Origin of the sequence: Ruegeria sediminis, from assembly GCF_005938215.1 — a bacterium.
Lineage (GTDB): Bacteria > Pseudomonadota > Alphaproteobacteria > Rhodobacterales > Rhodobacteraceae > Ruegeria > Ruegeria sediminis.
Genome location: NZ_VCPD01000003.1, coordinates 482,777 through 501,591 on the forward strand (window position 1 = coordinate 482,777; position 18,815 = coordinate 501,591).

The window sequence follows — 18,815 nt, forward strand, 5'->3', positions numbered from 1 at the left end:
GCAGCGCGCCGATCCCGCCGCAGGGCGGCATTTTCGCCCATGCCGGACTTCGCCGCGCCCGCGGCACGGACCCCGGACCTTGACGCGGCGCCGGGCGGTCCGGCCTAATGGGGTCATATTTTTGCCGTTTGAACCCGATCATTGCGAAAGCAGGCCGATCATGGACCAAGCCGGAACGACCCGCTGGTGGATACTGGGGGCGATGGGCGTCATCCTCGGCGTCATCCTGCTCGACGAAACCGTGGTCGGCGTCGCCCTGCCAACGATCCAGCGGGATATCGGCCTGACCGCGCTGGGCGCGCATTGGGTGGTCAACATCTACCTCTTGGTGCTGGCCGCGCTGGCCGGGGCGGCCGGGCGGCTGGGCGACATCCTGGGCACGCGGGTCCTGGTGGTGTGCGGGCTGGTGATCTTCGGTCTGGCCTCTGCCGTGGCGGGCTTTGCCGGCGACGGAACCACGCTCACCCTGGCGCGGGCGGTGCAGGGGGTGGGGGCGGCGGTCATCTTTCCGCTGTCGCTGGTGCTGGTGTCGCTGTCCTTCGAGGACTCCGAGCGCGGCATGGCGCTGGGCATCTACGGCGCGATCGGCACGACCTTCCTGGCCCTCGGCCCGCTGGTGGGCGGGCTGCTGACCGAGTACCTTTCGTGGCGCTGGATCTTCTGGATCAACCCGCCGATCGTCCTGGCCGTGGCCGTCGTCAATTGGCGCTACTGGCGCGACCCGCCCAACATGCCCGAGGAAACCTTCGACTGGCCCGGCCTGTTCCTGCTGGTCGGCGGCCTGACCCTGACGGTCTTCGCGGTGATGGAGGGGCCGGACAGGGGCTGGGCGCAGCCGGATGTCTGGGGTCCGCTGATCCTGGGCCTTGCGATGCTGGCCATGCTGATCCCGGCCGAGCTGCGCTCCGCGACGCCGCTGATCGCCGTGCGGCTCTTCACCAACACCACCTTCGCCGCCGCGAACCTGATCGTGCTGCTGGCCCAATACGTCAAGATCGCGACCTTCGTCTTCGGCGCCATGTATTTCCAAACGGCGATGGGGCTGTCGCCGCTGATGGCGGGGGTGGCGCTGCTGCCGGCGGTCGCCCCGCCGATGCTCATGGCCACCTTCGCCGGCAAGGCCGCCGACCGCTACGGCACCCGCGCGCCATCGCTCATGGGCGTGCTGGGCACGATGCTCGGGGTCGCCGCGATGGCGCTGGGGATGAGCACTGGCTTCACGCTGCTGGTCTTCGGCGGCCTGCTGCTCTGGGGCGTCGCCGTCTCGTACCTGTTCGTTCCGCCCCAGCGGGCGGTGATGATGTCGGTGCCGTCGGAAATGCAGGGGCAGGCGGGCGGGCTCGTCCTCAGCAGCCAGTTGCTGGGCGGAACGGTCGGCATGGCGATCTGCAGCACGGTCTACGCGACCACGGGCAGCTTCGCCGCCGTGTTCTGGATCACCGCGGCGCTGTCGCTGCTCGTGCTGCTCTACGGGCTTCGGGCGCTGGAACGCCCCCGTCCGGCCCCGGCAAAACCCTGAGGCCGCGCCCGGTCAATCACCGTGTCAAAGGCTCGGTTGGCCGGCGCGGTTCAGGCGGCCTGATCGCATGTGTCCAGACCGACATGCTGCGCCCGGCTCGGCTCGTGCCGGATGGCATCGTGAAGCTCCGGCTCGGCTTGGAACACGATCTTGCAGTCGGGATACCAGTCGGCGCAGGCATCGGCCATCTCGCGCGCCTTTTCCAGATCCGGGAACCGGACCGACCACGAAGCTGACTTCCCCGAATCCGGGAGTTTCACGACGTAATTTCCGCCGTCCTTGAAAATCTCGACCAACAATGTCGTCTCCTGAAATGCTCGTGCCGCATCTAGGTCATTAGGATGGAAATGTGTAGGGATCTTGAACGAGGCATGACACTTTTTTTGCAGCCGCAACTGCGGCCCGGCCGCCCGCCGGAACGCCGCCGCGCTTGTAATATTTCCGGGTGCGGGCAAACTGGTTTCCGGGCAACGGAGGGTGCGAATGCAAGGAAAACGGGTGAAATCTCTGCAACCGATGGCGCTTGCCGGTCTCGTGACCTTGGCGGCGACCTGCATGGCGACGGCACAGGACACCTCCCCGCCGCTCCAGTTCGCGACCACCGAACCCGGCCTACCGTCGGTGGCGATTCTGGCGACCGGCGGCACCATCGCCGAACGCACCGATCCCAAGACCGGCGCGGCGGTCCCGGCGGTCTCGGCCAGGGACCTGGTGCAGGCCGTGCCGGGGCTGTCGAAGCTGGCGAATGTCGGGGTGCTGCAATTCAGCAATATCGATTCGTCGCAGATGACGCCGATGCATTGGGCGCGCCTCAGCGCCGATCTGGACCGGGTCCTGTCGCGCAAGGACATCAGCGGCGCCGTCGTGACGCACGGCACCGACACCATGGCCGAAGGCGCCTTTTTCGTGGACGTCACCCTGCAAAGCGACAAGCCCGTGGTCTTCACCGGCGCCATGAACGTCGCCTCCAGCCCAAGCCCGGACGGGCCAAGCAACATCCTGCGCGCCGTCGCCCAGGTCCTGTCGGAGGATGCGCAAAACTGGGGCGTGACCGTGACGCTCAACCGCTACGTCAATTCGGCCCGTGACGTGCGCAAGACCCAGACGACGAATGTCCAGACCTTCACCTCGGGCGAAAAGGGTTATCTCGGCTATGTCTTCGACCGGAAGGTGCAGCGGTTCAACGACCGGCTGCACCGGATCCGTGTGCCGTTGCCCGACCCGCTGCCCGACGCCTTGCCCGACGTGCCGATCATCCAGGCCTATGCCGGATCGGACGGGCGCCTGCTGCGCCATGCGATCGACACCGGCGCGAAAGGGCTGGTGGTCGAAGGCGTGGGCGCGGGCAACGTCAATGCCGAGGTTTTCGAGGCGATCGAATATGCCATCGGCAAGGGCCTGCCGGTCGTGGTGGCGACCCGTGTGTATTACGGCAGAGTCGAACCGATCTACGGCGATCAGGGCGGCGGCGCGACGCTGCAAAGGGCGGGGTGCATCCTTGCCGGCGACCTGCCGGCCAGCAAGGCGCGGCTCCTGCTCATCGCCGGCCTGATGCGCCACGGACCCGACGCCGACGCGCTGCGCAAGCTGTTCGAGGGGTGAGGCGGGCCCGAACGACGTCTGGCCGTTTCATCCCGCAGCGCCGACCCCGCGAGAAGGGGTCATAAGGCGTGTACAAAACGGACAACGCGATCCGCCGGACGTGTACAATTCATAAGATTCCGCCCGGATCACAGCCCCAGCTTCTGGCTGACCAAATCGTTCACCGCCTTGGGATTGGCCTTGCCGCCGGTCGCCTTCATCACCTGGCCCACGAACCATCCGGCCAGTTTCGGGTTCACCTTGGCCTTCTCGACCTGCGCCGGGTTGGCGGCGATGATCTCGTCCAGCGCGGTCTCGATGGCGCCGGTGTCGGTCACCTGTTTCATGCCGCGTTTCTCAACGATTTCAAAGGGATCGCCGCCTTCGGTGTAGACGATCTCGAACAGCTCCTTGGCGATCTTGCCCGAGATCGCGTCCGAGGCGATCAGGTCGATGATGCCGCCCAGCTGCGCCGGGCTGACCGGCGACTCGGTGATGTCGTGGTCTTCCTTCTTGAGCCGTCCGAACAGCTCGTTGATGACCCAGTTCGCGGCCACCTTGCCGTTTCGCCCCTTGGCCACTTCCTCGAAATAGGCGGCCGATTCCACCTCGGCGGTCAACACCGAAGCATCATAGTCGGTCAGGCCGAAGTCATTGATGAAACGAGATTTTTTCTGATCCGGCAGCTCCGGAAGTCGGGCGGCGATGTCATCGACCCAGGCCTGTTCGATCTCCAGCGGCAGCAGGTCCGGATCGGGGAAATAGCGGTAGTCATGCGCCTCTTCCTTCGACCGCATCGAGCGCGTCTCGCCCTTGTCCGGGTCATAAAGGCGGGTTTCCTGCACGACCTGCCCCCCCGCCTCGACGATGGCGATCTGGCGGCGCGCCTCGACCTCGATGGCCTGCTGGATGAAGCGCATCGAGTTCATGTTCTTGATCTCGCAACGTGTGCCGAGATGCGAAAAGTCCTGTGTTTCCTGATACTTCTCATAAGCACCGGGGCGGCAGATCGACACGTTCACGTCGGCCCGCAGGTTGCCGTTCTGCATGTTGCCGTCGCAGGTGCCGAGATAGCGCATGATCTGGCGCAGCTTGGCGATATAGGCGGCGGCCTCTTCCGGCCCGCGGATGTCCGGGCGGCTGACGATCTCCATCAGGCAGACGCCGGTACGGTTGAGATCGACGAAGGACATGTGCGGATCCATGTCGTGGATCGACTTGCCGGCGTCCTGCTCCATGTGGATGCGCTCGATCCGCACCTTGCGCGCGGTGCCGTCGCCCATCTCGACCAGCACCTCACCTTCGCCCACAATCGGTTGATAAAGCTGGGAAATCTGGTATCCCTGCGGCAGGTCTGGGTAGAAATAGTTCTTGCGGTCGAAGGCGGATTTCAGGTTGATCTCGGCCTTCAGCCCCAGTCCGGTGCGCACCGCCTGTTCGACGCAGAACTCGTTGATCACCGGCAGCATACCCGGCATGGCCGCATCCACGAAGGACACGTTCGAATTCGGCTCGGCTCCGAATTTCGTGGACGCGCCCGAGAACAGCTTGGCGTTGGACGAGACCTGAGCGTGAACTTCCATCCCGATCACCAGCTCCCAGTCGTGCTTGGCACCGGCAATGGTCTTGGGTTTCGGCATTTCGTAGGTCAGGTCGAGCATGGCGCGCCTCTTTTCCGCGGAATTCTAGGCCCGCGTATTAGGCCCGGCAGCCGCAGGGAGCAAGGGGCAAAGGGTGTTTCGACCCGTTTGCCCGCCGGGAAAGCGCTGTCCGGCGGGCCTATCGACGCTCAGTTGGCGGTGACCCGCGGACCCGATGGGGTAAAGATGACCCGCTGGCCGTTCCGCAACTCGTCCCTGAACAGGGCGGCGATCACCTGCAGCGCCTGCTTCCGCCCGCGCGCGGCAAAGCGGTCGGGCGAGTTGACGCGGGCGCTGTTGTTGAAGCCATCGGCGGCATGAGCCCAGATAAGCGGGTGCAATTCGGTCAGGTGATCTCGGATCAGCCAGTCGGCGGCCTCGCAGAGCTGCGTTCGCACAAGATCCGCTTCCTCGTCGAGGCCAAACCCCTGCTGCAGCGTGATCGAGCAATAGGCGGCCAGCAGGTTGATCATCTCCTGATCCGGGCGCCGTTTCACGATGTCCCGCAAGCCGTCCAGGAAGAATTCGACGTCCACGCGCGCGCAGGCCATCTCGTCCAGCGCGATCGCGTCGAACAAGACCCAGGTGTAGCCGCCGGCGCCCCAGGTCTTGTGGGTAAGCGACGCAGCGCGGCGGGCCTCCAGTTCCAGTTCGTCATAGCTGCCGAACCAGCGCGGCAGCAGGTGATTGCCCATGGCGCGCATGTACCGGTGGTTGCACGGGTCGAGCGCGATCAGGCGCTCGTACTCGTCCGCGACCTTTACGCCGGGCGACCGCTGCCCGGCCAGCAGGCTGCAACTGGCCGAGGTCACCAGCGGGCTGTCCGGAAACGCCGCACGGCAGACCGGCAGAATTTGGGCCGCCCGGTCGAAATGGGCGGCGCACCGCTCGCGGTTGATCTGATGAATGACGTTTTCCCAGCCGGTGCCGCGCCAGATCCAGGCGATGTCGATATGGGCCAGGGCCACGATCAGCGCGATCACGGGGTCGTCGTGGTGTTCACGCAGGACGAATTCAAGCTCCGAGATCCCTTCGGTCAGGGTCGCATGATGCTTTGGTTGCTTGTCCGACAGCGCCTGCTCGACGGCGAGAACGACGTCGGATCGTGCGCCAAATGCCAGAAGTTCGGCGACCGGGATGCCGCCCGGGGCGGTAGCCCGCGCCGCATCGGCGCAGCGGATTTCGGCCGCAAGTTCGCACCACTTTTCCTGCCTCGCCAAATGACGGCCTTTCTCGAAGGCGTCCTGGCCCGCCGGATCGTCGCCGGACTGTGTCACGACCGGAATCGAAAGGGCATCCTCAAGCTGCGGTTTTCGCGGGGCGGGATCAATCTGGACAGGGGCGCTTGCAATGGTGCGATGGCCGACAAGCCCAGCAAAGAGAGCAGACATGCTCTTTGCAACGGACAACATGAGAAACTCGTACTGGCAGATACTAATAAAACTGTCACAATTCGGTGGCAGCGAAATGCGGCAAAATCATGGCATTGCCTTAGATGTGGGTATTATTGATCGCGAATTGGCGACAATAACCTAAAAAACCCTGAAATGGTGCCGAATGACGTTCAGTCCGCAGTCGCTCAAAACCTGCTCGAATTGGCGGTGCGGTGGCAGGGCCTCGTCAGGCAGACGCACCCTTTTGCCGGAATCCAGGCAGGCCGAAACCCGGACCGAGAGATCCCATCGCGTGTCGAACCGCATGTGTTCGATCTCGCCCAACGCAAGTCGGCCGGACCGTTTTCCGGTAAACCAGCGCAATTCCCCGTCTTCGATGCTCAGGCCGGCGCTGGTGTCGGTGAAGACGTCCCACAGCGCCGGAAGCGTGGCGAGCGCGAGCAACGCAACCAGCCACCACGCCGCGTCGAACAGGATGATCAGCGACGCCAGCGCGGCGTAGACCGCGATCAGAATCGCGACCGTCCGGGGTGCGCGGTTGTGCCTGACGAAGCGATACGGCTCCATCATCTGTCGCCGGTACCAAAGGCCGCCCGCGCGGCAAGCGCTATCACCCGCATGGATCAAGCCCCCAGGATGCGCGAGATCATCTCGGTCGTGTCGCGGGACAGATCGGGGGCCGAGGCGATGCGTTCCAGTTGCGCCCGGATCATGGCTTGACGACCCGCGTCATACCGTTTCCATGTCTGGAAGGCCGAGCACATGCGCGCGGTCGTCTGGGGGTTCACCGGGTCGAGCCGGATCAACCAGTCCGCCAGCAACGCGTAGGATGCGCCGCTTTCGTGATGGAACCCGGCGTGGTTCATCGCCAGTGACCCCATCAGCGCCCGGAATCGGTTGGGGTTCTTCCAGTTGAAATCCGCGTGCTGCGTCAGTTGGCGGGCGATCTGCGGCGTGCGGTCCGGGCTGGCCAGCGCCACCTGAAGGCCGAACCATTTGTCCATCACAAGCCGGTCATCGCGCCACTGGTCGTAATAGGCGGCAAGCTCCGTCTCGCCCTTTCCGGCCTTCAACAGACAGGACAGGGCCGAAAGCTGCAGCGTCATGTTGTCGGCCCGCGCGTATTCCGACGCGGCCTGCGCCCCGCCATCCTGCCGCGAGATCAGGGCCAGGGCCGCGCTTCCCAGTGCGCGTTTCCCGGATTGCTCCGCATCCGGGCTGTAAGGGCCGTCAACCTGGGACTGGCTGTGAAGCCGGGGCAGGACGTCCTGCATGTGCTGTGCCGTGGCCTGACGCAGCGTTTCCACCGCCGTCCAGATCGCCATCGGATCGGGCGTCACGCCCCTGTCGTGCAGCATCGCGGCCAGTTCCGACTGGCTTGGCAGATCCAGCATCAGCGCGCGATAGGCCGGGTCCAGCCCGTCGTCGCGCAGAACCGCCAGCAACCCGTCCAGGTAGTCGGCGTCGGGCGCGGCATCTTGGGTGACCATTTTCAGCAACGTGTCCGAAGCCAGCGAGCGCCCCGCTTCCCACCGGTTGAAAGGGTCGGTGTCATGGGCCAGCAGGAAGGCGCGCTGTGCGGGGGTGCTGTCCTGATCAAGGATCACCGGGGCCGAAAACCCGCGCAGGATCGACGGCACGGGTTTCGCCGCAAGACCTTGGAACGTAAAGCTCTGCCGCGCCTCGGTCAGTTCCAGGATCTCGGTCGGGCGGACTTCGTCGCCGTTCGGGCCCAGAAGGCCGACGGCGACCGGGATCACCTGCGGGTGTTTCTGGGGCTGGCCGGGCGTCGGCGGGGTGCTCTGACTCAGCGTCAGGGTGTAGGTGCCATCGGCCCAGGCCTCCTCGACCTTGATGCGCGGAGTGCCCGCCTGACTGTACCAACGCTGGAACTGGCCCAGGTCGCGTCCTGTGGCGTCTTCGAACACCTTCAGCCAGTCCTCGATTGTGCATGCCTGCCCGTCGTGGCGGTCGAAATAGAGATCCAGCGCCTTGGCGTAGCCGTCGTCGCCCACCAGCCGCTTGAGCATGCCGATCACCTCGGCGCCCTTCTCATAGACGGTGGCGGTGTAGAAGTTGTTGATTTCCTGAAAGCTTTCTGGCCGGACAGGGTGCGACAACGGGCCGTTATCCTCGGGGAACTGCCGAGCGCGCAGGTCGATCACGTCGCGGATGCGCTCGACCGGGGCCGAGCGCACATCCGAGGTGAACTGGGCGTCGCGGAACACGGTCAGCCCCTCCTTGAGACACAGCTGGAACCAGTCGCGGCAGGTGATGCGGTTGCCGGTCCAATTGTGGAAATACTCGTGCGCGATGATCGCCTCGATGCGCTCGAAATTGGCGTCGGTCGAGGTTTCCGGGCTGGCCAGAACAGCGGCTGAGTTGAAGATATTCAGCCCCTTGTTCTCCATCGCGCCCATGTTGAAATCGTCAACGGCGACGATGTTGAAAACGTCCAGGTCGTATTCGCGGCCATAGACGTCCTCGTCCCATTTCATCGACTTCTTCAGCGCCTCCATGCCGAAGGCGCATTTTCCCTCGTCGCCGGGTCGGACCCAGAGATTCAGCGCGACTTCGCGTCCGGAGCGGGTGATGTAGCTGTCGGAATGGGCAAGCAGATCTCCGGCCACAAGCGCGAACAGGTAGGCCGGTTTCGGCCAGGGATCGGTCCATTCGGCCCAGCCTTCGCCGCTGCCGGTCGGGTTGCCGTTGGACAGAAGCACAGGCAGATCGCCGTTGATGCGCACGGTAAAGGTGGACATCACATCCGGGCGGTCGGGGTAGTAGGTGATCTTGCGAAAGCCCTCGGCCTCGCACTGGGTGCAATACATGCCGTTCGACATGTAAAGCCCCTCGAGCGCGGTGTTGTTGGCCGGATCGATCTCGACCTCGGCCTCCCAGACGAACGGGGCGGCGGGCGCGGCGGCAAACAGGCCCCCGCCCGTCACCTCGGGCGTGACTTCGGCCCCGTCGATGCTGGCGCGGATCAGCCTGAGATTTTCGCCATGAAGAAAGAAGGTCGTGTCCGTCGCCTCCGGGTTCGGGCGGAAAGAGATGCGCGATTTCACCCGGGTCGCATGTGGGGCCAGGTCGAACGTCAGGTGTACGCTGTCCACGATGTAGCCGAAGGGGGTGTAGTCCTTGAGGTAGATCGTGGTCGGGGCGGCGTCGCGCATCTGGGGCCTCGCTTCGGTTGGTTCCGGGCGCGACGTTATGGGCTTCGCGGCGGCGCTGCAAGCGGACCCGGTCTGGTCCGGCAGGGATGTACCGTTGGCGGATTGTTCCGGCTCGCTTGAAAGTCCCTGTGGCGGATATGGAAGGCGAAGCTCCTGCGGGAAGTTGCCTGCCGGGAAGTTTCCATCTAATTGAGGGCGGCATACGGTGGCACACAATCGCGGGGCGAAATCATGAGTGACAGGCTGGAACGAAACGGGCTGCAAGTGGCGGCCGAACTGGCGGAGTTTATCGAAACGCGGGCCCTGCCGGGCAGCGGGGTATCTGCCGAGGCGTTCTGGTCGGGCCTGGCGAAAATGGTGAACGAACTGACCCCCAAGAATCGCGCTCTGCTGGCCAAGCGTGACGAATTGCAAGCCACGATCGATGCGTGGCACGTCGAACACCGCGACAAGCCGCACGATCACGAAGCTTACAAGGCATTTCTGACCGAAATCGGGTACCTGCTGCCCGAGGGTGGTGATTTCGAGATCGAGACCGCCAATGTCGATCCTGAAATCGCGTCGATTCCGGGACCGCAACTGGTCGTTCCCATCACCAACGCCCGGTATGCGCTGAACGCGGGAAACGCGCGTTGGGGCAGCCTCTACGACTGCCTCTACGGCACCGATGCGCTGGGCGGTCTTCCGCCACAGGGCGGTTATGATCGCGGCCGCGGTGCAAGGGTCGTGGCGTGGTCGCGCGTGTTCCTGGATGACGCTTTTCCGGTCGCAGGCACCAGTCACGCGGATGCGCGGCGCTATCACGTCAAGGACGGCGCGCTTCTGGTGGATGACCTGCCGTTGGAAACTCCCGGGAAGTTCGCCGGGTACCGCGGCGATCCAAGGGCGCCGGACGCGGTCCTGCTGCGCAACAACGGCCTGCACGTGGAGTTGGTTTTCGACAGGGCGCACCCGATCGGCAGCCGCGATCAGGCCTGTCTGGCCGATGTTCGGCTTGAAAGCGCGATCTCGGCCATCATGGACTGCGAGGATTCGGTGGCCTGCGTCGATGCCGAGGACAAGGTGCTGGCCTATTCCAATTGGCTGGGCTTGATGAAAGGCGATCTGACCGAAGAGGTCAGCAAGGGCGGCAGGTCGTTCACCCGCCGCCTGGCCGAGGATCTGGTCTGTACCAGGCCCGACGGCGAAAGTGCGACGCTGAAGGGCCGCGCCTTGATGCTGGTGCGCAACGTGGGCCACCTGATGACCAATCCGGCCATTTTGGACTCGGATGGGCAGGAGGTGTTCGAAGGGCTGATGGACGCCCTGGTCACGGTGTTGATCGCCAAGCACGACTTGAACCGCGCGGGCGGCAATTCCGTCTGTGGCTCGGTCTATGTGGTCAAACCCAAGATGCACGGCCCGGAAGAGGTCGCCTTTGCCGTCGAGACCTTCGACATGGTCGAGGACATCCTCGGCCTGCCGCGCAACACCGTGAAAATCGGCATCATGGACGAAGAGCGGCGCACTTCGGTCAATCTCAAGGAGTGCATTCGCGCCGCGAAATCACGGGTGGCCTTCATCAATACCGGTTTCCTGGACCGGACCGGCGACGAGATCCACACTTCGATGGAAGCCGGGCCGTTCAGCCGCAAGGATTTCATCAAGCGCAAGGCCTGGATCGGGGCCTACGAGAACCTGAACGTGGACATCGGCCTGGAATGCGGACTGCAGGGCAAGGCGCAGATCGGCAAGGGCATGTGGGCCATGCCGGACCGGATGGCCGCGATGATGGAAGCCAAGATCGAGCATCCCAAATCCGGCGCCAATTGCGCCTGGGTTCCCAGCCCGACGGCGGCGACCTTGCACGCCCTGCATTATCATAAGGTCGACGTGTTCGCGGTTCAGGACAAACTGAAGGCAGGCGGTCGCCGCGCGCATGTGGACGGCATTCTCGACATCCCGCTGGCCGCTTTCCGTAAGTGGTCGCCCGAACAGATCCGCCGCGAGGTGGAAAACAACGCGCAGGGTATTCTGGGCTATGTCGTGCGCTGGATCGATCAGGGGATCGGCTGTTCCAAGGTGCCCGACATCAACAACGTAGGTTTGATGGAAGACCGGGCTACCTGCAGGATCTCGGCGCAGCACATAGCCAACTGGCTGCATCATGGCGTCGTGTCGGGCCAGGACGTGATGTCCGCGATGCGCAAGATGGCCGCCGTGGTGGACGAGCAGAATGCCGGCGATCCAGACTACCGGCCCATGTCGCCCGGCTTTGACGGGATCGCCTTTCAGGCGGCCTGCGACTTGGTCTTCAAGGGGCGGGTTCAGCCTTCGGGTTATACCGAGCCGGTTCTGCATGCGCGGCGGCTTGAGTTGAAAGCCGCTCTGGGCGCATAAGATCTGGACGGCGAGGGGGATGCCCCTCGCGCGTCACGCGATATTCTTGGTCAGGTGAAAGAGACGGATATGAGCATCACATTGCGCAAGGCGCGCACGATCATACGCAAGGCGCTGGAAAAAGGTCAGGAACTGGAGCTGAAACCGCTTTCGGTGGTGGTTCTCGATGCCGGCGGGCACGTGATCGCCTTTGAACGCGAAGACGGCGCGGCGCCCGGACGCTTTGCCATCGCGCATGGCAAGGCCTATGGCTCGGTCATGCTGGGAATGGCCGGCACCGCGCAGATGAAGCGTGCAGAGGGTCAGGCCTATTTCATGGCCGCGGTGAACGGCGTCTATGGCGGCCAGGTGGTTCCGGTTCCGGGCGGCGTTCTGGTGCGCGACAAGAAGGGCGCAGTGATCGGCGCGGTTGGCGTCACCGGCGACACCTCGGACAACGATGCCGCCGCTGCGCTTGCCGGCATCGAGGCGGCGGGGCTGTCGGGCGAGATTTGAGGCGTCACGCACTGCAAGTCGAGTGATATGACGCTTGAGGAGTCAAAGTCGCAGCAAAAGCGGCCGCAATCGCAAAAATGACAACACCGCCGGCCACATCGATCATGTGATGCCCGCCATGCGATAGTATCGCGGGCATCATGGCCAAGTTGAGTATTGCTGCCGGAACAAAAAATACGCTTCCTCTCAGGTACCAAACCACCAAGAGCGCCATGACGGTGTGATAAGACGGGAAGGCGATCGTACCGACAATATCTGCAGGTGAAATTTCTGATAGGCCGTTGTTTGCCAATGCCACAAGGTAGGCCCCATATTCCGCATTGGTGACCAACCCGATTGAGTCAGCCAGACCTTCCGGAAGATTGAAATAGGCGGAAGGGCCGATCGAAGGGAGCGCCCACCAAATAATAGTGGTCATCAAAAGACTTAGGCTGCCCGCGCATAGGGCGCGATGCAGGGACAACACCCGACCGGTCAGTGCCAAGAACGCAACCAGGAAAAAAAGCTGCGGCAGGGAACTCATATACACGAAACCCAGAATTCGGGCGGCAGTCGGGTAGGTTCCGACGAGTTGTACGAACTCTGGCCAAGAGTAGCCAATCACCGCATCGATTTGCATCAACCTTTCGTCCAACAAGGGCGTTTGAATCGGAAACCTAAGAAATATCAGCAAGGTAGTGGCGCCTGTGAAGCCTAGGTACAGGCTGTTAGCGACGGCGAGGTTGGCCAAGTTGGGTTTGTTCTTTTTTGTGCGAATGTAGATCCCCGCGACGAACAGGGCGAATGACGGCGCGAGACTTAGTCCGAAAGCACTCCAAGATACGGCTTGGTTCTTTGCGGAGGACAGGATGGCACACAGAACGACCAAGCCTAGCAAAAGCCCCAGCAACAAACGTTCGATCCGGTCGACCGAGCCAAACCATCCCTTGTTCGCCTGCAAAATTTCGTACTGCGGTGCGGTTTCCGTCATGGTGAAATTCGGCTCGTTGCTCCTAAAGGTTTTCAGAGGGTATTGTGGCCAATCTGTGTTGCATTTGAGGGATTGTTGAGATTTTCACCTATTGCTGTGCTTTCCGACATGTTGATGTCTTTCCTTTTTTTGGCATGAATGTTGGAATGGTTGAACAAACGAGAGAGAGACAGTCAAATGCCTCGTCCGGTGGTCGGCATTATCGGTAACTCCTACCTGATCAACGATCAGTATCCGACGCATGCCGGCGGCACCATGAACTCGGATGCGGTGGCCAATGTGTCCGGTTGCCTGCCGCTGCTGGTGCCCGCGGACCCGCGTTTCGTGTCGGTGGCCGAGCTGTTGGAGATCTGTGACGGTTTCCTGCTGACCGGAGGGCGGCCCAACGTGCATCCCGAAGAATATGGCGAAGCCGCGACCGAAGCGCATGGTGAATTCGACCGGGCGCGCGACTCGATCACCCTGCCTCTGATCCGGGCCTGCGTCGAACGCGGCCAACCGTTCCTGGGAATCTGCCGCGGCTTTCAGGAGGTCAACGTCGCGCTGGGCGGTACGCTGCACCCAGAAATCCGCGACCTTCCGGGGCGGTTGAACCACAGGATGCCGCCTGACGGCACGCTCGAAGAGAAATTCGCGCTGCGCCATGTGGTGACCCTGTCCGAGGATGGAGTGTTTCACCGCCTGTTCGGTGCGCGAGAGGTTATGACCAACACTCTGCACGGGCAGGGCCTGAAGGTGCCGGGAAAAGGGGTCGTGATCGACGGTCTCGCCCCCGATGGTACGCCCGAGGCGATCTACGTCAAGGATGCGCCGGGCTTTACCCTGTCGGTTCAGTGGCATCCCGAATGGGATGCCGCCAACGATCCGGTATCGCGTCCGCTGTTCACGGCGTTCGGAGAGGCAGTGCGCAATTGGGCGGATGGCCGTCGCGCGGCGTTCTTTCAAAAGACCGCTTGACCGGCGCTCGCCACGGATGAGGCCCGCTCGCGCGCGGGCGGGACCGGTGTTTCCTCAAACCAGCAGGTTGAAGTTCTGGTTGAGCGGCAGTGTTCGCGCACGCTTGCCCGTCAGGTCGAACAGCGCGTTGCCAAGAGCGGGCATTGACGGTGGTGTGCCTGGTTCTCCGGCACCGCCCATGAAGCGGTTGGTCTCGAGTACCCGTACCTCGACTTCGGGCGCCGTGTGCATGCGCAGCGCGTCGTAGTCGGGGAAGTTGCCCTGTTCCACCTCGCCTTCGGCAAAGGTGATCTCGCCATAACAGGCCGCCGACAGCCCGTACATCATGCCGCCGAACATCTGGGCCTTGACGTTTTCCGGGTCCAAGGCCAGCCCCATGTCGCAAGCGATCCAGGCCTTGTTGATGCGGATGACGCCGTTTTCGTCCACCACCTCGATCACCTGAGCGACCGGCGTTCCGAAGCTGTAGGTGAAGGCGACGCCGCGACCGACGCCGTTGGGCGTCTTGCCGGTCCAGCCCGACATCTCGCGTACGGCCTCGAGGCATCCGGCCGATGGAGCATGTTCGTCCCGCATCAGTTCCAGCCGGAACTCCAGCGGGTCGCGTCCGGCGGCGTGGGCCATCTCGTCCATGAAAGTCTCGTGGAAAAACCCGTTGTGGCTGTTGCCGACCGAGCGCCAGAAACCGACGGGGATCTGCAGATCCGCGATATGGCCGCTGATACGATAATTCGGCACCGCGTAGGGCTGATTGAACAGACCTTCGACCAGAACCTTGTCGGGGCCGCCGCCACCCATTCCGGTCATACGTTCGACCGCCTGATGCGTGCAGGATTGCGACGCGACCTTGCCGTCGATCAGGATGGCCTTGCCGTCCTTGACCGCGCCACGCATCCGGGCAGTCGCGCCGGGGCGGTAGAAGTCGTGGCGCATGTCCTCCTCCCGGCTCCAGGTGGTCTGAACCGGAACGCCGGGCATCGCCAAGGCGATCTTGGTGGCGAGAACGCCGAAATCGAACTCGCCCCTGCGGCCAAAACCGCCGCCAAGATAGGTGGTGTGCACGTCGACCGCTTCGGTCGCAAGACCGGCTGCATCTGCGACCTTCATCTGCATGAAGGTCGGCGCCTGGTTGCCGCCCCAAAACTCCAACCTGCCATCCGAGTACAGCGCTGTCGCGGTCATCGGTTCCATAGTGGCATGGGCAAGGTAGGGAACGCTGTATTCGGCGGTGATCTCGGTTGCCCCTTCTGGCGTTACGCCTACATCGCCGTCGTCCCGCATGGTCGAGTTGGGATCGGCATCGAAAGCTTCGGCGATCTTGGCAAAGATTGCCTGCGTTTCAGGCGGGTAGGGGGCGTCTTCCCAGTCCACGTCGATCGCCTCGACGGCCCGCATGGCGAGCCAGGTGTTGCTGGCAATGACCGCAACACCATTGCCCAGATCGACGACCTTCTCGACGCCCGGCATGGATCTGGCGGCGCTGTCGTCATAGCCATTCATGCCGCCGCCCAGCTTGGGGTTCATTCGGACGCTTGCGAATTTCATGCCGGGCAGCCGCACGTCGATCGCGAATTCGGCGGTACCTGTGGCCTTTTCGACCATGTCGAGGCGAGGCTGGGTCTTGCCCAGGTAGCGCCATTCCGAGGGGTCGCGCAGGTCGGCTTCGATTGGCTCGAGCTTGGCCGCGTCCTCGGCCAGCTCGGTATAGGCGATCCGCGTCCCATCGGGCGCCACCACGTGGCCGGCCTCGGTTGTCAGCTGCAATCGGTCCACGCCCAAACGCCCGGCCGCCGCCTGTTTCAGGGTCTCGCGCGCCGAAGCGCCTGCGTGCCGCATCCGCTCGAACCCGTCCTTCATCGAGGTCGAGCCGCCGGTGACCTGCAGGCTCAGCACCTTGCCGATGACCCCAAGCGCCTCACCGAGATTGTGCTGGAAGTTGGACACGTCATAGCCCTTGTTGGGCAGCCCTTCTCCGATCATCGCGCTGTTGTAATATGCCGCTGCGGCGGGGCCGTGCAGAACGGTGACCTGATCAAGCTCCACGTCCAGTTCCTCGGCGATCAATGCGGCCCAGGTGGTCTTGACGCCCTGACCCATCTCGGCTCGCGGCGCAAACAACGTGACGCCGTTCCGGTCGATGAGGACAAAGGGGTTCAGCGCCGCCTCACCCTCGCCCGGGCTGAGCGGGTTCGGGGCGGGACGCCTCACGTAATAGACGCCAAAGGCGACGCCGCCGACGATCGCGGCGGAACCGATCAAAAAGGTGCGGCGGAGGATTTTTCCTATGCTTGCCATTTTTTACGCCTCCTTCATCTTGGCCGAGGCGGTATGGATCGCTGCGCGGATGCGAGGGTAGGTGCCGCAGCGGCACAGATTGCCCTGCATCGCCTCGTCGATCTCCGTGTCCGTCGGGGCCGGATTGGCGGCCAGCAGCGCGGCGGCCTGCATGATCTGACCCGATTGGCAATAGCCGCATTGGGCGACCTGATGATCGACCCAGGCTTGCTGGACCGCCGACATCGCCTCGGGGGTCCCCACGCCTTCGATCGTCGTCACCTCGCCCCAGACATCCGACAGGGGCACCTGGCACGACCTGACCGCTTCGCCGTCGATGTGAACGGTGCAGGCGCCACAGGCGGCCACGCCGCAGCCGAACTTGGTGCCGGTCAATCCGATTTCGTCGCGCAGCACCCACAGTAGGGGCACGTCGTCGGGCAGGTCGACCTGATGCGTCTTGCCGTTGATGGTGAGCGAGGTAGCCATGGCGCGTCTCTCTTTCTCTTCGGTGTGTTCTTCTGACATAATTGCCGTAAAATGTCAGTGTGTCAATTGACAAAAATTACAGGAACTGTCACAGATGTTTGCATGAAAGATGCGCACCCAGATCCCCGGCAACAGGCAATTCTGTCCTCCGCGTGGCAGGCCTTTGCGACCTACGGGTTTCGCAAGACTTCGATGGACGACATAGCGCGTGGCGCGGGCATGTCCCGTCCGGCGGTCTACCTGCACTACAGGAACAAGGAGGCGATCTTTCGCAGTCTTGTCGAGCATTTCTACCAGGAAAAGACCGAAGCCGTGGCCGAATGCCTGAATGGTCCGGGAACGATCCCCGAGGTTCTCGGGCGGGCGATGGCGGCGCAGAGCGATGGGATCGCGGCGCTTCTGGCATCGCCGCACGGCCTGGAACTGCTGGATGCGGGATCGTCGACGGCGCCCGACATCGTCGCGGCCGGTGAGGCGGGACTTCGCGATCTCTATGCCGGCTGGCTGGATCGCGAAGCCGGGAAGGGCCGCGTTCGATTTTCCGGACCGTCACAGGCGATTGCCGGAATGATCACAGCGGCCCTGAAGGGGATCAAGATCACCGCGCAAGACATTGAAACCTATACTGAACGCGTTTCCGCTTTCGCGATCCTGATCGGAGCCGGGCTGGAGGTCAGGTGACGCGCTGACGGATCTTGTACTCCGGCTTGTCCCACAGCCGGTTGCGCATCACCTCGGCAAGAATGTCGACTGCCCGCGACACGTCACCTTCGTCAATGTAGAGCGGCGTGAACCCGAACCGCATGATGTCTGGCGCGCGGAAATCGCCGATGACTCCGCACGCGATCAACGCTTGCATCGCGGCGTACCCGTCCGCGAAACGGAACGAGACCTGGCTGCCCCGCATTTCGGCATCGCGCGGGCTGGCCAGTTCCAGTTCGGGGCAGGCGGCCTCGACCTCGCGGATGAACAGTTCGGTCAGTTCGATGGATTTGGCGCGCACATCGGCCATGTCCGCCAGGTCCCAGACGTCCATGGCCACCGCTAGCGCGGTCATCTGGATTACGGGGGGCGTGCCCACGCGCATCCGCTCGATCCCCGCGCCGGGGCGATAGCCGAGGTCGAAGGCAAAGGGCGCCTCGTGCCCCAGCCAACCCGAAAGCGCCGGCCGCGCCTTGTCCGCCAGTGGTGGCGCGACATAGATGAAGGCCGGGGCACCGGGGCCGCCGTTGAGGTATTTGTACGTGCATCCCACCGCGAAATCGGCATTGCATCTTGACAGATCCACTGGAATCGCGCCTGCGGAATGGGCAAGATCCCAGACCGTCAGCACACCGTTGGCATGGGCGAGTTCGGTCAGCGCCTTCATGTCGTGTTTGCGGCCGGTCCGGTAATCGACCTCGGTCAGCATCAGGACCGCAATCTCTTCGCTGATGTTGTCGGTCACCGCCTCGGGATCCACCACGCGCAATTCGTACTCTGGCCCGAGCGAGCGCAGCAGGCCCTCGACCATGTAGAGGTCGGTCGGGAAATTGCCGTTGTCCGACAGAACCACCTTGCGACCGGGGTTGAGTTCCAGCGCCGATGCGACCGCCTGATAAACCTTGATCGACAGCGTGTCGCCCACGACCACGCTGTCGGGCTCGGCCCCGATCAGCTTGCCGATCCGGTTGCCAAGGTCCATCGGCATCCCCATCCAGCCGGCCTTGTTCCAGCCGGTGATCAGCATATCGCCCCATTCGTCGGCCATCATGCCTTGAACCCGCGCCTTTGCGGCGCTCGGCAGCGGACCCAGCGAATTGCCGTCGAGGTAGAGGATGCCTTCGGGAAGATCGAACATTGCCTTTGTGGCGGCAAAATCGGTCATCGTGACCTCACATTTATTTCAAGCTTGAAGAACCTGCGCGTGGGATAGCGGCCCGCGAGGACCTTGTCCAGCAA

Annotated in this window: 15 protein-coding genes; 6 read left to right on the plus strand and 9 right to left on the minus strand. The window is 63.4% G+C overall.

Annotation, left to right across the window (positions count from 1 at the left end):
• Positions 1 to 160: 160 nt before the first annotated feature.
• A complete protein-coding gene (locus FGK63_RS10835) occupies positions 161 to 1,519 on the plus strand; it encodes an MFS transporter (RefSeq protein ID WP_138842044.1) in 1,359 nt (452 codons plus the stop codon).
• A 50-nt stretch (positions 1,520 to 1,569) separates the two neighbouring features.
• Here the strand turns inward: FGK63_RS10835 and FGK63_RS10840 are convergent, their stop codons facing one another.
• The gene (locus FGK63_RS10840; protein WP_138842046.1) at positions 1,570 to 1,818 is read right to left on the minus strand and encodes a hypothetical protein; all 249 of its coding nucleotides are present in this window, start codon (positions 1,816 to 1,818) and stop codon (positions 1,570 to 1,572) included.
• A 199-nt stretch (positions 1,819 to 2,017) separates the two neighbouring features.
• Here FGK63_RS10840 and FGK63_RS10845 point away from each other — a divergent pair, with 199 nt between their 5' ends.
• Complete coding sequence (locus tag FGK63_RS10845) at positions 2,018 to 3,121, plus strand: asparaginase (RefSeq protein ID WP_218961131.1); 1,104 nt, start codon at positions 2,018 to 2,020, stop codon at positions 3,119 to 3,121.
• A 128-nt stretch (positions 3,122 to 3,249) separates the two neighbouring features.
• Here the strand turns inward: FGK63_RS10845 and gatB are convergent, their stop codons facing one another.
• From gatB to pepN, 4 genes are all read right to left on the minus strand, one after another.
• On the minus strand, positions 3,250 to 4,761 hold the full coding sequence (gene gatB, locus FGK63_RS10850; RefSeq protein WP_138842048.1) for an Asp-tRNA(Asn)/Glu-tRNA(Gln) amidotransferase subunit GatB: 1,512 nt from the start codon (positions 4,759 to 4,761) through the stop codon (positions 3,250 to 3,252).
• Positions 4,762 to 4,889: 128 nt separating this feature from the next.
• A complete protein-coding gene (locus tag FGK63_RS10855; protein ID WP_246044006.1) occupies positions 4,890 to 6,131 on the minus strand; it encodes a hypothetical protein in 1,242 nt (413 codons plus the stop codon).
• 141 nt (positions 6,132 to 6,272) lie between these two features.
• Entirely contained in the window at positions 6,273 to 6,704 is a 432-nt protein-coding gene (locus FGK63_RS10860; protein WP_246044007.1) for a hypothetical protein, read from the minus strand.
• Positions 6,705 to 6,757: 53 nt separating this feature from the next.
• Complete coding sequence (gene pepN, locus FGK63_RS10865) at positions 6,758 to 9,310, minus strand: aminopeptidase N (RefSeq protein ID WP_138842052.1); 2,553 nt, start codon at positions 9,308 to 9,310, stop codon at positions 6,758 to 6,760.
• Between the two features lie 231 nt (positions 9,311 to 9,541).
• Between pepN and FGK63_RS10870 the strand changes: the two genes are divergently transcribed.
• Together FGK63_RS10870 and FGK63_RS10875 are read left to right on the plus strand one after the other, a co-directional pair.
• Positions 9,542 to 11,689 carry a malate synthase G gene (locus FGK63_RS10870; protein ID WP_138842054.1) on the plus strand — a complete coding sequence of 716 codons (2,148 nt, stop codon included), beginning with the start codon at positions 9,542 to 9,544 and terminating at the stop codon, positions 11,687 to 11,689.
• Positions 11,690 to 11,758: 69 nt separating this feature from the next.
• Positions 11,759 to 12,184: a GlcG/HbpS family heme-binding protein gene (locus FGK63_RS10875; protein WP_138842056.1), complete on the plus strand. Its 426-nt coding sequence runs from the start codon at positions 11,759 to 11,761 to the stop codon at positions 12,182 to 12,184.
• A gap of 4 nt (positions 12,185 to 12,188) precedes the next feature.
• Here FGK63_RS10875 and FGK63_RS10880 read toward each other — a convergent pair whose 3' ends face one another.
• Positions 12,189 to 13,154 carry a phosphatase PAP2 family protein gene (locus FGK63_RS10880; RefSeq protein WP_138842058.1) on the minus strand — a complete coding sequence of 322 codons (966 nt, stop codon included), beginning with the start codon at positions 13,152 to 13,154 and terminating at the stop codon, positions 12,189 to 12,191.
• A 177-nt stretch (positions 13,155 to 13,331) separates the two neighbouring features.
• Here FGK63_RS10880 and FGK63_RS10885 point away from each other — a divergent pair, with 177 nt between their 5' ends.
• Positions 13,332 to 14,111, plus strand: coding sequence for a gamma-glutamyl-gamma-aminobutyrate hydrolase family protein (locus FGK63_RS10885; RefSeq protein WP_138842060.1), 780 nt, complete (start codon positions 13,332 to 13,334; stop codon positions 14,109 to 14,111).
• A gap of 54 nt (positions 14,112 to 14,165) precedes the next feature.
• Here the strand turns inward: FGK63_RS10885 and FGK63_RS10890 are convergent, their stop codons facing one another.
• Together FGK63_RS10890 and FGK63_RS10895 are read right to left on the minus strand one after the other, a co-directional pair.
• Positions 14,166 to 16,406 carry a xanthine dehydrogenase family protein molybdopterin-binding subunit gene (locus FGK63_RS10890; RefSeq protein WP_138842062.1) on the minus strand — a complete coding sequence of 747 codons (2,241 nt, stop codon included), beginning with the start codon at positions 16,404 to 16,406 and terminating at the stop codon, positions 14,166 to 14,168.
• 3 nt (positions 16,407 to 16,409) lie between these two features.
• A complete protein-coding gene (locus FGK63_RS10895) occupies positions 16,410 to 16,874 on the minus strand; it encodes a (2Fe-2S)-binding protein (protein WP_138842064.1) in 465 nt (154 codons plus the stop codon).
• Positions 16,875 to 16,976: 102 nt separating this feature from the next.
• Here FGK63_RS10895 and FGK63_RS10900 point away from each other — a divergent pair, with 102 nt between their 5' ends.
• Positions 16,977 to 17,555, plus strand: coding sequence for a TetR/AcrR family transcriptional regulator (locus tag FGK63_RS10900; RefSeq protein WP_138842066.1), 579 nt, complete (start codon positions 16,977 to 16,979; stop codon positions 17,553 to 17,555).
• On the opposite strand, the gene kynU is transcribed toward FGK63_RS10900, so the two are convergent.
• A complete protein-coding gene (gene kynU / locus FGK63_RS10905) occupies positions 17,548 to 18,741 on the minus strand; it encodes a kynureninase (protein WP_138842068.1) in 1,194 nt (397 codons plus the stop codon). The genes FGK63_RS10900 and kynU overlap by 8 nt on opposite strands.
• Between the last annotated feature and the right edge of the window lie 74 nt (positions 18,742 to 18,815).